Origin of the sequence: Acinetobacter sp. WC-141, from assembly GCF_000313935.1 — a bacterium.
Classification (GTDB): domain Bacteria; phylum Pseudomonadota; class Gammaproteobacteria; order Pseudomonadales; family Moraxellaceae; genus Acinetobacter.
This window is the reverse complement of sequence record NZ_AMSS01000045.1, coordinates 1-14,217: the sequence shown is the minus strand read 5'-3', so window position 1 is coordinate 14,217 and position 14,217 is coordinate 1. Positions and strand designations below refer to the sequence as shown.

The window sequence follows — 14,217 nt, the reverse complement described above, 5'->3', positions numbered from 1 at the left end:
TTATGAGGTTTTTTATGACTCAGCAGGCATGTGTAATATCAGAACTCACTTTAGAATTCCCCTCTAAAGTCATGTTTAAACAACTAAATTTTAGTCTTGAATCAAATCAGGTATCTGCTTTAATTGGCCGTAATGGTCAAGGCAAATCTTTGCTGATGCAAATGTTAAACCAGACGTTTAAATCTGATTCAATTCTTACATCGGGGCAAATAGCTTGGCATATAAAACATGCTTATTTACCTCAATTGCATCGGTTAACAGGTCGGACCATAGCTGAAGCTTTAGATATTTTAGATCTTTATCAAGCTTTTAAGAGAGTTGAGCAAGGTGTTGCTAGCTTCAATGATTATGATTTATTAGAAGGCAACTGGGATTTGCCCACCTTATGGAATAACCTATTAGAGTCTGCTCATTTGCCCACTGATTTAGAATTTCCAGTTGAAAAATTAAGCGAAGGTCAAAAGACCAAATTGGCTTTAAGCTGTTTATTTTTAAAATCAGATCATTATTTACTACTTGATGAACCCAGTAATCACCTAGATCAGGAATCTAGAAAATGGTTAATTGATCATTTGAAGAAACACCAATCAGGTGCACTTATCATTAGCCATGATCGAACGTTATTAAATGAAGTAAACCATATTTATCATTTAAATGAGCATGGCTTGCATCACATAACCGGAAATTATGAGAAATTCTATGAGCAATATCAATGTCATGTGGCGGCTTTAGAACACTCTGTTCAACAAACTCAACGCGACGTTAAGCAGATGAAGCAAAAACAACATGACGTATTAATGAAAGCTCAAAAACGTGAACGTGCTGGGAATAAAATACGCGAATCAAATTCTCAAGCTAAAATTTTGCTCGACTTTAAAAAGGAACAAGCGGGCCAAAGTATTGCGGCGATACAGTCTCAACAACAACGACAAATTTCAAATAGTCAAAATGATTTAAAAGACAAAAAAATGCGTCTTGAAACAGTCAAACCACAACAATTTGTCTTCCCTTCTTTTCATAAAAAATCCGGAGAAATTCTTCGAATTAAAAAACTCAAACTGAAATATGGCACTCAAACGCCCATAGATTTAGCGGTAAAGGCAGGCCAGAAAATTCACATAACAGGTCAAAATGGTAGTGGAAAATCAACACTGCTTAAAGCAATCAATGGACAGAAAAATCAGCCCTCTGACAGCATTCACTTATTAGTAGAGTGTTTTTATCTCGATCAAAACTTTAGCTTTTTACGTGATGAGATGTCTGTTATTGAGAATTTAACTCACATGAATAAAGACCTTTCAGAATTAGAGTGGAGAAATTTATTAGGTCAACTTCGAATCCGTGGTGATAAAGGTGCTTATCTTCTGTCTCAGCTAAGTGGTGGGGAAAAACTAAAAGTAGCGTTATTGGCGCTAAGTCAGATCCACCCTACACCCGAACTTCTGCTATTGGATGAACCAGAAAATCATTTAGATATTGAATCTAGAGAATTATTAGCTACCGCTATTCAAAGCTATGAAGGTGCTGTCCTACTCATTTCACATGATCAAATCTTTGTTGAAAGTTGCGCTATTCATGAGTCAATTTCTTTAGCCGGATAATTATTATTTATATCTTTTTTCAAATTTACTAGCTCTCATGTGAAAGCTAGTAAATTTAATTAGCTATTATCTCTTTAATTTATTTAATAATTCGATGTCTAAATTATATTTCACAGTTTTATTTTTACGAGCACTATTACGCATTTGATAAACTTGAACAATATAATCACCATCAACTGGTAAAGTGAGTTCTCCTGTCGATCCTACAGTTGAGCCAATCAATAATGCATTATCTTTACCCGGTTTTTTACCCGGTGCAAAAATATTGACATAGGCTAAATTACCAAGACTATTGATATTAAATTTCAATATTTGTCCATTCTTTGCATAAACTCTATATCTCACATCTTCATAACCCTGAAATTTTCCAGTTAAAGTAGTATGAGGTGAACCTTGTAATAAATTAATTTTTTGTTCAGTATTTTTAGCTAAAACAGAGAAAGATATAGTTGAAATGAGTGTAGATAATAATAAAGTTTTAATGATTTTTTTCAATTTCCTATCCTCAAAATTATTTTAAATTATTATATTAAAAATATTTTTTATAAAATTTTACTTTATGTATGAGTTTGATGAGTAGTAGTTATTTTTTATAACTAGTAACAAATAAAGTATCTCAAAGTTTCAAATATTAAGTAACTCTGAGATATCCTTTTTAAAAAATAAAAATATTAGAATCTATACCCTACCCCTAAATAGGTAATAAGGGGATCGATATCAACTTTTGTTGTAGCATGGATTAAGCGAGTTCCCGTATTTTGATTGACTACATCAATTTGTGCTTTGTTGTTTAGTTTTGCATAAGATACAGAAGCAACCGTGTACCATGAGTCATTAAAATCATAGGTAAAACCAGCAGTAAAAATAGGAGCTATTGCGTCATCTGTATCGACATTAACCACCATTTTTCCACTCGACTCTTTTCGGTCTAAAGCAGCGCCTGCTTTACCATCTAGTACATTTTGAATCATATGACCTGCAGAGACTAGATCAGAGTGAATTCCATCATTAAGTTTAATATCATTAAAATGTGCATACATTAAGCCCGCACCAATATAAGGTCTAAACTTATTTACCCCACTTTTACCAAACTGATATTGTGCTTCTATGGTTGGCGTCCACGCTCGAATAGATGCAGCTTTAGATTTGTTTCCTAAGTTGGTAATTGGGATTGCTTGACCTAAGGTAATCCCATTCGGAAAAAGATATTTCACCAAGTCATTAGGAGACATTGCTATTCCACTTAACGGTGCTAGGATTTCTCCTTTACCTTTTACATCAACTTTAGGTGGGATACCGCCAATAAATTGTAAAGACACATTATCATTCAGATAATAGTTAAATGTTAAACCTAATGTGTCTACATCATCAACTTCTAGTCCCGCATCTTGCTGCTGCCAGCTTTCCAATCCCTCAATTCGGGCTGTACCAGCAACATCAGCTAGAATATTCCCATTACCGTCTGTAAGTTTATCTTGGATTTCGGGTTGAGCTAAAAACTCTGTAAGGGATTCTTTTAAATTCCAAACCCCTCCTCCCATATCAGTCATAGTAGCATTGGGATCAATTGAGTTTAAAAAGCTTGTTGTTGAAATTGTACCGACTTTAGCTGTGGTTCCATTTTTAACAGCAGTATTAATATTAAAATTACATGTAACCAACCAGCAGACACAGAGAATTTTTTAAATTCCTGCGCATAACTCATGCTTGTTAATACCGATAATGCACTCACTATTGCTATTTTTATTACTCTTTTTTTCATTTTTATTCCATCCTAGAAATATATTGCCAATTTTGCAATATATTTATGGAATATAGCCGAGTTGCCTTTTTTATCAATCAGTATATTTTTTAAACGATATTAATTTGGATAACTCCATCACATTTACAATAGTAATTATATGAAATAGTTATCATTATTTTCAGATGAATGGCAGGAATATATAAAATTATAATTTAACGATCGGTAAAATACTTAAAAAAGATTAGTTCTATTTTGACTAGCTGTCTTGAAGCATTTAATGCAACGCATTGATAAAAAATTATCCGCTTTCAAAAGAAAACTCCTAAAAATAGGAGTTTTCTTTTTTGTTTGCTCTGAGCGATATTTATATAAATGATCTGTTTTTATTTAACACGCTCGATTTGAAAAACTTCAATATCGGTAGGCTTAACTCTATGAGTATCTACCTCTCCCATAACACGTACTTTATCGCCCGCTTTTAACTGTAGAGGTTTCCACAAGTCATCATCTACATCAATTACAATTGAACCCGTAGCATCTTTAAACTCAAAATGATCACCAGCAATATGCTTCACGATTGTACCGGTTAAAGTTACACCAGTTTCATCAGCCAAAGTTTTTACTTTAGATACTGTAACTACATTTTTTGTCGCTTCTTTTATTAAGGTAGCATCTGGTTTAGCAAATACCGCATTACTACCCAATAAAGCTAACCCAGTTAGGGTTGCCAAGAATATTTTTTTCATTACGATGACCTACTTTTAATGTTCTTAGTTATATAAACAAATTCTTTTAAAGTTATAGATTTAGCTTTTGTGATTTTTTGTATCTTATTAGAGACTTTGTTTAATATTGAGGAATAAAACTATCAATTATCTTCTTGGAGTTTTCTCTTTTGACCTCCATCTTTATAGCCCATGACATTTATAATTAATTTACTTAAGAAAGCTTTTTCTTAAGTAAATTAAATTCTGTACTTAAAGCTCAAACAACAAGTTGTCCTAAATCCAATAAAATATTTATGGCTTCGGCTTCATTTTGTGTTTGCCCCACAATCATTCTGTCATATGAAATTCCACCAATCTCAATATAAATTTTTGGATGAGGAAGTTGAGGTATATAAACTTTTAGCGGTTGATAAAGAGCTAGAAGATAACCAAATGAATCATAAGGATAATAGTCATCTTTTTGTGTTTTCTTGACCACCATGTAAGTGTTCAAAATATCTAGAATAAAACCATATTCATTTTCAGAATGAAATTTAGCGTCCATACCCACCTCCTTGATTAATTAATATTTTTATAATCAAATTTAAAGGTTAAATTTCTGATCTGATGGCATTTGAACCATTTATTTTAAATATAGAGTTATATTTAAAATGATCCGTGTTGAATTTAAATATATTTAAAACCTAGTATACTAGTCAACATATTTTGAACAGCGCCATTAAAAATAAATATTTTGAGTTACAAATCACACTTTAAGATAGAATAAAAAGATATAAAAAAACCCATCTTACGATGGGCCTGAGCATTCATTTATCTAAAATTATGAATCTTTATCCATTGAATGAGGGGTTGTGGTTTTATCTTGCTGTTTTGTATCGTTTTCACCTTGGCAAGCGCTCACACTTAAAGAAATAATGGCAGCTAAACCTAAAGTAGTCATAATTTTTTTCATATTTCACCTCATAAATTGTTTAGATTGATGAGTTAATAAATACTTTTTATTCGTTTTACGATCAGCATAGGTTTCTAGGCTTTTTTGTAGATTTAATAAAGAAGTGTAAATCTCTTTATTTTCACCTCTAAATATCAACTTAAAATTTGGTCATTAAACATTAACTGAATGTCTAAGTGTTTTGATTAAAAGCTCATATAAGTGGTCAACAGCTTTCGACTCTAAAGATGCCCTACTCCGATAAACTGCTGTTTCCATAGGCTCCAAAGGACCAAGACCATGATCAGCACCTAATATTGTTAAATGCTGTGGTGCACTACACTGAGTAAACACGGCAATTGCTAAACCGCTTTCAACGGCTGCAATTTGTCCTGCTAAACTTGAACTGTTGTATACAACACGGTAACGCCGCCCTTGTAACGCTAAAGAATTGATAGCACTCTTTTTCGCTTGACTTGTACTTTCGTAAACTGCAATCGGAAGCGGGTCTTCTCGCCAGAGTTCAAACTGAGGAGAGCCTACCCATACCATAGGTTCATGAAATAAGAGTGTTCCTTGACGGGCGTTATCTCTCGAAATTAATGCCAGATCTATATCACCACTTTCTACTTGTGGAATTAAAGAAGTCGACTGCTCACAGATCAATTCAATTTCCACCCCTCCATAACGTGGCGCAAACCGCTTGAGTACGGGCGTTAAATATTTAGCAGCATAATCATCAGGCACTCCAAGTCGTATACGTCCCTTCAGTTCATCTCCATGAAATGCCATTTGTGCTTCTGCATGTAAATCGAGAATACGGCGTGCATAACCTAAAAGTAATTGTCCTTGAGAGGTTAATTCAATTTGTCGGTGAGTTCTGATTAAGAGTTGGCAATGTAAAGCTTCTTCTAGTTTTTTCAATTGCATGCTAACAGCTGATTGGGAACGATATAACTCAGGCGCTGCATTCGATAATGAACCTGTATCTACCACTGTAACAAAACACTTCAGCCAATCAATCTGTAAGTTTTTTATATTCATTTTCAATTTATCTATTCGATTTTCAAATAGTATATAAAAGAATTATGCGCTTTTCTTTATCCATTCTCTCTTCCATACTGAATTTAGAAAAAGTTAAAACAATTCATTTTTCTTAAAGAAGCTATCCGTGAATTGTTTAATGAGTGAACAACACGTTAATAGCTGCACTTACTAACAATTTCATCACTTGCTATTTCTTAGGTATTACGCACTAGGAGGAGGTTTTATGCGCCTAAATAAACAGATGCTTGCTTCACAAAGTGCAACATCCATTTTTGTTTTGCTCTGGGGTAGTGCCGCTATCTTTACTCGATGGGGACTTGATAATGCCTCACCCATAGCCTTATTAATTCTGCGCTTTTCAACTGCTTTGCTTGTGCTTTTATTACTTGCTCTTTTTAGAAAAAGACTTTTACCCAAATCTGGAACTCGAAAACAAGTTCTGCTTACAGGGCTGCTGATTATTGCAGGATACTCAATTTGCTATTTTAAAGCGATGGCTTACGGAGTTACTCCTGGTTTAATGGCCACAACTATGGGAATCCAACCCATTTTAACGCTTTGCCTTCTAGAAAAGAATTTACAAAAAGAAAGGCTATTCGGTTTATTAATTGCTTTAGCAGGGCTCATTCTTTTAGTGTGGAAAAGCCTAACCATGTCGTTTATTGCTCCAATCGGTATACTATTTGCCTTGACTGCCCTCATCTGTATAACCTTTGGGGCCATAATGCAAAAGAACATTCAACAAGCTCCTACAGATGTCTTACCCCTACAATATGTAATCAGTCTGGTAGTCTGCTTATTTATAGTTCCTTTTGAACATTTTGAAATAACATGGAATTTACAACTGATTATTTCAGTCTTATTTCTTGGAATTTTAATTTCTGTAGTTGCTCAGCTTTTACTTTATCGGCTTTTAAATCAGGGTAATATTGTCAATGTGACAAGCCTGTTCTATCTGGTTCCTATCGTTACTGCACTTTTAGATTTTCTAATTTTAAAAAATAAGTTACCGCTGGCAGGTTTAATAGGAATGATTGCAATTTTGCTCGGCTTAATGCTCGTGTTTAAAAAGAAATAGTTGTTAAAATTTTTAGTTTAAAACCCTCAATCGAGGGTTCTATTTTTGAGTAAGAACTTAGCTTAATTGTTTCCAGTCAGTACCAATTTGAGCTAATGCAGGCAATTCATCACTATTAAAAACATTAAAATTTCGGTCAATAGCAAATCGATAGATGGGTATAGAATCAGCTTCAGTTTTCTTAAAAAAACTGAAGTTTTCAGTAGGGTGATAATTACCAGCCTCTGTAGATTTTGTTGCTGTTCCTGAGGGTATATGAATATAACTTTCACACTCCACTTCAATACTATTTCCGGCTAGATCTTGGTAGGAAAATTTCATGTTTTAATCCTTTCTAAATTTTTTATGATTGAGAAAAACTTAACATGCTATTTGATTCGATGATGGAAATTTTTTTCAACTAATTGTTTAAGTGTGTATATTGAGTTAAAACTAAACTTTATTAAAAATATAAATCGTATTTCAAAATGTAGTTACCTGAGCTCATAATCCCAACACTTTAAAAGCACGCTCATCAAGTTCATTAAGCTCCTCAAGCGTATATAACCGCCCTTCTGGGTCAAAAAACTTATCAAAGTCGAATTGTCCCTCTTTATATAATTGATATCTTTTAGGACCTAGCCATTCTTTTTGAAAAAAATCATCTGTGAGTTTAAAAAACTCTTTAAAAGAAGTATTTGCATCTAGCTGACCAGTTAATTGTTCGCGCTCATCTTTAGGAATATTCTTAAATTTTCTTTCATCCATTATGAATGCTCGACTTCCAATAAGCTGACCATTTTCAAGAGTCGGAACTAAGATACTGCGGCAATGAGGATGTAAAGGAGGAACTTTTTTTGTTGGGTCATTAAGGTACCATACCGTACCATCAAGTGAAGCGCATGTTTTTGATGTTCTTCCATCAAGAACACTTACAAATCTGACATATTCAAACTTTAATTGTTTATAGCTATTTAAATAGGCTTGATTTGATATATGACTCCGAATTGTACGTACAGTTCGTTCAATATCCGTTTTAGTACTATTTAGTAGTCCATCTTCATATTTAAGTCGTTTAGTTCCATGGATACGCTGAACAATTTGCGATGTTGTTGCGCCATTGTTAAGACCATCCCGAATTGCATATTCAACTCTTTGACGAGCTACCTCAGCAATTTTAGATAACAACTCATCCACTAATGCCCCTCCTGCTAAAGGAACCCGTTTAGCAGCTTTATAGAGCTGTTCGCCGTTTAACTCTTTATGTCTACCACCAAAAATTTTTGACATATATCGGGCTTCATATAGAGCCAATGCCACAGCAGATATTGTAAAAGTGTCAGTGAGAGCTTCATTAATCAAATTAAACCACTGAGAAATAAGTGTACGTATCTCTCTTAAATTGGCTGTTGAATAAACTCCCCCAGCTAATGCAGCTTTTTCCTTTTCATTTAGCTCATCTAACAAGTTACTTAACTTCGCAAGCATATTAACGGTTTCAGAATTAAATAAATTGAGAAGTTCATTAACCGCTCTTGATGATGCTCGATAAAGATAAGCCTGATGTTGAGTCAAGATATCAAAAAGTGTTTTTTGATGAAGATTAGCCATAAAAATTTACCTCTACAGACATGCTTTTTTATTATTGTGTATTAGCCCGTTTCACCTTATTCGATTTGCTATTTATTGATATTTTCAGTATCTCCAGAACAAGTTATGTCTAACAAGTATACCTACGTAAAGTTATTTAGCTAAAAGCCCATCCTTGTAATCTATATCTTTATAAACTCATCTCATTTTTAGTCTAAGTAGCGTCTTTCATGCTGACTAAAACGGCATTACTCGGAATACTTTTAAGTATTTTCTTTTGTTGTTTCAGCCATTCTTTATAAAATTTCTTATCAGATTGTTCCGAAAAGTTGTCTCTCTGCTTGTTACAGGACGCACCTCCCGTATTTCCAGATGGGACATAAGGCCAATTGTTTAATTGGGGGGTTAAAACAGCATTACTCATTAGTGAAAGTTCTTTTAATCTAATCAAATTCATCTTTACTTCCTTGCTAAACACTAACACCTTGATGCATTGATATATTTATTTGAACTTCTTTCTTGAAGATTTTCTAAATAGCTATCCTTCGATGTCCTAAGACAATCCAGCCATGAACCTACAAACAAATACCACACCCTCAAAAATGCAAAGTGCAAATTTTGTGTATTGATTTATCAAAGATGTAACTTGTTATAGGACTAAATAAATTGAATCTAAATAGAATGAGGAAGATATTTAGAAGGTTTTCTTCTCTGTTGCCTCAATTTCAGATATACTGAACTTAGTATGAGATGAGCCTTATATAGTTCATTGCTAGATCAATGAACGACTAAGCCCTTCGCTTTCGAGCAGGGGCTTTTTTAATGCCTATAATTTGAGAAAACTTATACTTATCTGAACCGTTCGGTCGACCATGGGTTTGCCTTTATAGAGCAGGTCTGTTAGATTGGTGGTGTTCATCAACTCCTATTGTCGATGAATACTGAAGCCTGATTCGTAGCATCAGGCTTTTTTTATGCCTAAAATTCGTATAAATGGTCTTATCAAAATAATGAGATACGATGTCAGCATGATCTAAAACACAGTAAATCAGACTATAAAATAAACTCTGTTATCTTGTTTTTAGCCAAGAGCCCACTTCTTTTAGCACGTCTATTAAACAGTTTAATTTCTTACCATCTTCCGTTAAAGAGTACTCAACTTTAACAGGGACTTCCGCAAAAACCTCTCTGTTAATAAACCCTTCCTCTTCAAGAAAACGTAATTCTAAAGTTAACATTCTTTGAGAAATATTAGGTATTGCCCGTCTTAGCTCATTAAAACGCATCGGTCTTTCGATGAGAAAAGAAATAATTAACATTCTCCAGCGACCACCTAATACGGTCATTGCCTCTTCTACGGAACAGCCAGAAATATTATCTTTCATTGATTAGTTAAGTATAAAAAATATACCTATATAACAAAATAGTGCCTAATTTACAATCTATACCTAGTAGTCAATAATGATTTTTTCTATCAACAGACTGGCTCATATTATGGAATATAAAGAAGTTGCTAAAAAAACGATTAATCATTTGTACTCAGCACATGCATCTATTCGCACCTCAGGCATTGATCCTCAAATAGTGGCTTTAGCTGAGTTGTATGTGTCACAAATTAACGGCTGTGCCTACTGCTGCGCTTTTCATGCTCAGGAATTAAGAGACATGGGAGTAAGCCAAGAAGTGATTGATAAAATTCCGGGCTATAAACATTCAAATGCCTTTTCAAAGAAGCAGCTTCTTGCACTTGAACTGGCAGAGGCAGTCACTTTTCTATCTGAAAAAATTGAACCTGTGAAAGCTCATTTAGCTGAATATTTTAGTGAAAGAGAGATTGTAGAGTTGACGACTAGCATTTCACTCATGGGAGCATTAAATAGGCTCAGAATCACCCTAGGTGACAAAAGTTAGTCTATTCAACTTCTATATGAAAAAGCCTCGAATGGTTAGGCTTTTTTATAAGTTTTTGACAAAGTTTAATAAAAATTGAAAGCACTATTATGACGATAAAAATAATTTCTTTTCGATTACACGGCGATTAACCAACCCCTGCAAACGCTTACCTCCAGCATTGACCCATACATCAAACTGGTTTGCAGCCTCTTTATAATCACCCAAATTTAACTTTTTGAGTAAGGTCGAGTTTTTAAAGGCACTTACCCCAATGTTATAGGCTAGAGAGACTAATGCATCGAATTGATTTTGTTTTAAAGGAACATTTACAGAACTATTCACTGCACGCTCAAATATCTTTAAATCATGCTGCATATAAGTTTTAGCTTGTTCAAGCGTACATTGGTCTCCTTCACTTACACGCTTACCATTAGGATATCGTGTCGTTCCATAACCAATAGTCCATACACCAGTACCATCATCATAGGCGCTGAGTTTTAACCCTTCAAAATTACAGATTAGGTTTACACCTTCCACACTAAGAGACATCTCGTCAACAGCGATACCTATTAATTCGTCGCCATTATCAGTTGCCGTAGCAATGCGGTGATCCGTTACTCTATTTTGAGGTTTGGCAATAAAAAGCTTACGGAGATAGTCCAATATTTTTTGCATCTAATGCCCTGTCATCTTATTTTTTCTCTTATGGTGCACTCGACTAGTAGTTTTCGATAATAGTTTTAATACGCCATACAAATCAAAGAGTCCAAAATATAAAATGCCCAATATTGAATTGGGCTTTAAATTATTCTTCGATTTCGATGGGATCCCCATCTTCAGGGCGTATGTGACGCTCCCCATCATCTGCGGGATCTACACTCGAGCCATCTTTTGTAATGCTGTTATATAATTCATCTTCTTTTTTATCATCGATAAATTCTTCATCAGCAAAATCGAGAGGATCTTCATCATCGTCAAAATTTAAGGGTTTTTCTTCATCTATCATAAGATTTATCCTTTCCTTAACTGGTGTCATTCCATGCTTAAATAATTCACAGATACATTCAACACCAAACAAACATCATTTGTGTAACTAACACTTTCAGATACATTTTAGCTTTTGTTATTTTCAAGATGGTTCAAAATACTACTAATTTTTAAAAGTAAGTAACCAAGCAATAGCCCATTAAATGTAATAAAAAGGCCCACTGTCACCATCTCTTTAGACCATACCTGAATAATGTCTAAATTATCATTTCTTGTTTCGACTTGCCCATACGACAAAATAAAGGCAATGCCCAAAACAATACCAAAGAAAATGACGCACCACGCAACAACCGAAGTTGCCTTACTTTCACTATGAAGTTTCTTTACTTCACTCATGCTATGTCTTTATATTTAAGGATTCACTTATTTTTTATAATAATTTAATCACTTTTTAAAGTTTTGTTTATGTTAGGTTTTGATAGCAATGTAACCAATTTTTATATTTTTTTTGCCTATAAATAAACTGACTTATTTGCTCTTTAAAATGAAATATTGCATTTTCTTCTTATTTTTTGAAGCGAAATTTACCTCGTAAAGAAATTCTTTTTTCTAATGAAACCTAATATTTTCAATACATCAGGTAAAGAGAGAGCAAATTTAATCTACCTTAACAAATCTAAATTTGCCCTCTCATGTTTAAGAAGAATTCATTTATTTCGCCAAAAATTTCATATTGAATTTTCTGGCTTGCTTTCTAACTTCTGGATCAGACGGCAAAGCAAATGGACTTGCACGCCAGATCGCTTTTTCAATACTTGTTTTAAATTTTTGTTCTTCTTTATCTAAAAAGATGATTTGCTCAATTTCTCCACTGTCGCTTAGAAATACTTTAACACTTGCACTCATACCGGCAGAAGACTTTGGAATATCCCATATTTTATAAATTTTCTTTTGATATTGCTTTTTATATTTTTCGGCCTCTGAAGTAATTTTATTATCAGTCACTTGAACAGGAGTGACTTGTTTATGACCCGTAGCACACCCAACTAATAAAAATAAAGAAGCAATAATTGTGAAATTTTTCATTTAAAGTACCTTTTTTCAATAATTAAAATTTAACAGTTTAAAATTTAAAAAACCACCCGAAGGGGGTATTAATCATTAATTATCTCTAGTCAAAAAAGGTGGTGAACCACCCTTATTCCACCTTTGTTTAACTGAATACTTTATTTTTCTTTAAAAAGGGACTTCGTAGCGAAAATTCATATTTGAACTCTCTGGCATATTATAAATATCTTGATCAGTAAAAATTCCGTGTTCAGGTGATTTAAAACTATTAAATGCTTTATTCACAGGAGTAGTTGGAGCGTTATTTAAATAATTTTCTTGAGAATTATATGGAGATGAGGCACAACCCATCAGCCCAAAACCCAATAAAGATATAACTAAAAATGTCTTCATAAATTTCGCCCACTATTATAAAAACCATACAACTTAACAAATTGGACAGCTATTGTCACACCAGAACTATTTAGTCATACTTAACAATTAATTTATAAGTAGTCTTTTTTAAAAAGAAAATGAGCAAGTATTTTCTAATAACATCAATAGTAAAAGCTCATCTGGACCATATAACTTTTAGAAACTGGATGTATTAAATACGCCACCCTGCTTTTAATCTATTCTCAATTTATAACGATTGACCTATCAATTAACTTTTAAATTTTGAGGACTGTCATGCGGCTACATTTTATTGTTCATGAAGATTTTGAAGCACCTGGTGCGTATGAAACATGGGGCAAAAATAATAACTTCAAAATTACATATTCAAGAGTATATTTAAATGAAGCCTTGCCCTCTTCTGTTGAAGATATAGATTTTTTAATTGTAATGGGTAGTCCTCAAGATCCGGATACGACCGTGGACATGTGCCCTCACTTTGATTCATTCGCTGAACAAGCAATTATTAAAAAAGCGATTGAAGCAAATAAAATCGTTATCGGGGTATGTCTAGGTTCTCAATTAATAGGTGAAGCTTTAGGTGCCAAATTTGAGCATAGCCCTGAAAGAGAAATTGGTAAATTTCCAATTATGCTTACCGAATATGGGATAACCCATTCTAAGTTTTCACACTTAGGAAAAATGACCGAAGTTGGACATTGGCATAATGATATGCCGGGTTTAACTTGCGACGCAAAAATCATTGCTTTTAGCGCAGGTTGCCCAAGACAAATCATCGAATATTCAAAATTAGTTTATGGATTACAATGCCATATGGAGTTAAATTCAGAAGTCGTTGAAATGTTGATTCAACATTCAGAAGTCGAATTAAATCAGGCTCACAATTATAAATTCGTGAATACTCGTGAAGAATTACGAAATCATGAGGTAATCCCCCCTAAAAATAAAAGGATCTAAAAGTAGAATTTTCTCTTAAGATACGAGCAGGAGATTCTGCATGAAAACATCTAAATTTACTGACAGTCAGATCATGTCCATCTTGAAACAGGCAGAATCTGGCACACCTGTAGCGACCCTTTGCCGTGAACACGGCATGAGTAATGCTACCTTTTATAAATGGCGTGCCAAATATGGTGGTATGGATACATCATTAATGGCCCGACTGAAAGAGCTAGAAG

At 33.8% G+C, this 14,217-nt stretch carries 19 protein-coding genes and 2 pseudogenes; 5 read left to right on the top strand and 16 right to left on the bottom strand.

What is annotated here, in order from left to right; translation table 11 throughout:
• The first annotated feature begins 14 nt into the window (after positions 1 to 14).
• Positions 15 to 1,601, top strand: a complete 1,587-nt coding sequence (locus tag ACINWC141_RS08225; RefSeq protein ID WP_009390077.1) for an ATP-binding cassette domain-containing protein — start codon at positions 15 to 17, stop codon at positions 1,599 to 1,601.
• Positions 1,602 to 1,667: 66 nt separating this feature from the next.
• Here the strand turns inward: ACINWC141_RS08225 and ACINWC141_RS08220 are convergent, their stop codons facing one another.
• From ACINWC141_RS08220 to ACINWC141_RS08200, 7 genes and pseudogenes are all read right to left on the bottom strand, one after another.
• Positions 1,668 to 2,096, bottom strand: a complete 429-nt coding sequence (locus ACINWC141_RS08220) for a PPC domain-containing protein (protein WP_009390116.1) — start codon at positions 2,094 to 2,096, stop codon at positions 1,668 to 1,670.
• Between the two features lie 34 nt (positions 2,097 to 2,130).
• Positions 2,131 to 2,217, bottom strand: a pseudogene (locus ACINWC141_RS20070) (hypothetical protein); the annotation flags it as partial.
• 55 nt (positions 2,218 to 2,272) lie between these two features.
• A pseudogene (locus tag ACINWC141_RS08215) lies at positions 2,273 to 3,363 on the bottom strand (OmpW/AlkL family protein).
• 365 nt (positions 3,364 to 3,728) lie between these two features.
• Complete coding sequence (locus ACINWC141_RS08210; protein ID WP_009390213.1) at positions 3,729 to 4,091, bottom strand: NirD/YgiW/YdeI family stress tolerance protein; 363 nt, start codon at positions 4,089 to 4,091, stop codon at positions 3,729 to 3,731.
• Positions 4,092 to 4,329: 238 nt separating this feature from the next.
• Positions 4,330 to 4,617: a hypothetical protein gene (locus ACINWC141_RS08205; RefSeq protein WP_009390141.1), complete on the bottom strand. Its 288-nt coding sequence runs from the start codon at positions 4,615 to 4,617 to the stop codon at positions 4,330 to 4,332.
• 276 nt (positions 4,618 to 4,893) lie between these two features.
• The gene (locus ACINWC141_RS19510) at positions 4,894 to 5,025 is read right to left on the bottom strand and encodes a hypothetical protein (protein ID WP_009390132.1); all 132 of its coding nucleotides are present in this window, start codon (positions 5,023 to 5,025) and stop codon (positions 4,894 to 4,896) included.
• 153 nt (positions 5,026 to 5,178) lie between these two features.
• Positions 5,179 to 6,048: a LysR family transcriptional regulator gene (locus tag ACINWC141_RS08200; RefSeq protein WP_034678034.1), complete on the bottom strand. Its 870-nt coding sequence runs from the start codon at positions 6,046 to 6,048 to the stop codon at positions 5,179 to 5,181.
• A 226-nt stretch (positions 6,049 to 6,274) separates the two neighbouring features.
• Here ACINWC141_RS08200 and ACINWC141_RS08195 point away from each other — a divergent pair, with 226 nt between their 5' ends.
• Positions 6,275 to 7,129 carry a DMT family transporter gene (locus tag ACINWC141_RS08195; protein WP_009390255.1) on the top strand — a complete coding sequence of 285 codons (855 nt, stop codon included), beginning with the start codon at positions 6,275 to 6,277 and terminating at the stop codon, positions 7,127 to 7,129.
• 57 nt (positions 7,130 to 7,186) lie between these two features.
• On the opposite strand, the gene ACINWC141_RS08190 is transcribed toward ACINWC141_RS08195, so the two are convergent.
• The 4 genes from ACINWC141_RS08190 to ACINWC141_RS08175 all read right to left on the bottom strand — a co-directional run bounded on the left by ACINWC141_RS08190 (position 7,187) and on the right by ACINWC141_RS08175 (position 10,083).
• Entirely contained in the window at positions 7,187 to 7,450 is a 264-nt protein-coding gene (locus tag ACINWC141_RS08190) for a hypothetical protein (RefSeq protein WP_009390188.1), read from the bottom strand.
• Positions 7,451 to 7,612: 162 nt separating this feature from the next.
• On the bottom strand, positions 7,613 to 8,719 hold the full coding sequence (locus ACINWC141_RS08185) for a minor capsid protein (protein ID WP_009390286.1): 1,107 nt from the start codon (positions 8,717 to 8,719) through the stop codon (positions 7,613 to 7,615).
• A gap of 193 nt (positions 8,720 to 8,912) precedes the next feature.
• Positions 8,913 to 9,155 (bottom strand): hypothetical protein, encoded by a 243-nt coding sequence (locus ACINWC141_RS08180; protein WP_009390184.1) that lies wholly within the window; start codon positions 9,153 to 9,155, stop codon positions 8,913 to 8,915.
• 613 nt (positions 9,156 to 9,768) lie between these two features.
• Positions 9,769 to 10,083: a winged helix-turn-helix transcriptional regulator gene (locus tag ACINWC141_RS08175; RefSeq protein WP_034678032.1), complete on the bottom strand. Its 315-nt coding sequence runs from the start codon at positions 10,081 to 10,083 to the stop codon at positions 9,769 to 9,771.
• A gap of 109 nt (positions 10,084 to 10,192) precedes the next feature.
• Between ACINWC141_RS08175 and ACINWC141_RS08170 the strand changes: the two genes are divergently transcribed.
• Positions 10,193 to 10,609 carry a carboxymuconolactone decarboxylase family protein gene (locus ACINWC141_RS08170; protein WP_009390303.1) on the top strand — a complete coding sequence of 139 codons (417 nt, stop codon included), beginning with the start codon at positions 10,193 to 10,195 and terminating at the stop codon, positions 10,607 to 10,609.
• 87 nt (positions 10,610 to 10,696) lie between these two features.
• Here the strand turns inward: ACINWC141_RS08170 and ACINWC141_RS08165 are convergent, their stop codons facing one another.
• The 5 genes from ACINWC141_RS08165 to ACINWC141_RS08145 all read right to left on the bottom strand — a co-directional run bounded on the left by ACINWC141_RS08165 (position 10,697) and on the right by ACINWC141_RS08145 (position 13,039).
• The gene (locus tag ACINWC141_RS08165) at positions 10,697 to 11,266 is read right to left on the bottom strand and encodes a lysozyme (RefSeq protein ID WP_009390310.1); all 570 of its coding nucleotides are present in this window, start codon (positions 11,264 to 11,266) and stop codon (positions 10,697 to 10,699) included.
• A gap of 130 nt (positions 11,267 to 11,396) precedes the next feature.
• A complete protein-coding gene (locus ACINWC141_RS08160) occupies positions 11,397 to 11,597 on the bottom strand; it encodes a hypothetical protein (RefSeq protein WP_009390079.1) in 201 nt (66 codons plus the stop codon).
• 107 nt (positions 11,598 to 11,704) lie between these two features.
• A complete protein-coding gene (locus tag ACINWC141_RS08155; RefSeq protein WP_009390153.1) occupies positions 11,705 to 11,974 on the bottom strand; it encodes a hypothetical protein in 270 nt (89 codons plus the stop codon).
• A 315-nt stretch (positions 11,975 to 12,289) separates the two neighbouring features.
• On the bottom strand, positions 12,290 to 12,664 hold the full coding sequence (locus ACINWC141_RS08150) for a TonB C-terminal domain-containing protein (protein ID WP_009390101.1): 375 nt from the start codon (positions 12,662 to 12,664) through the stop codon (positions 12,290 to 12,292).
• A gap of 150 nt (positions 12,665 to 12,814) precedes the next feature.
• A complete protein-coding gene (locus tag ACINWC141_RS08145) occupies positions 12,815 to 13,039 on the bottom strand; it encodes a hypothetical protein (protein ID WP_034678029.1) in 225 nt (74 codons plus the stop codon).
• A 276-nt stretch (positions 13,040 to 13,315) separates the two neighbouring features.
• On the opposite strand from ACINWC141_RS08145, the gene ACINWC141_RS08140 reads away from it, so the two are divergent.
• Positions 13,316 to 13,996 (top strand): glutamine amidotransferase-related protein, encoded by a 681-nt coding sequence (locus ACINWC141_RS08140; RefSeq protein WP_009390297.1) that lies wholly within the window; start codon positions 13,316 to 13,318, stop codon positions 13,994 to 13,996.
• Between the two features lie 40 nt (positions 13,997 to 14,036).
• Positions 14,037 to 14,217 (top strand): transposase (locus tag ACINWC141_RS08135; protein WP_009390084.1); only part of this gene is annotated, 181 nt, incomplete at its 3' end.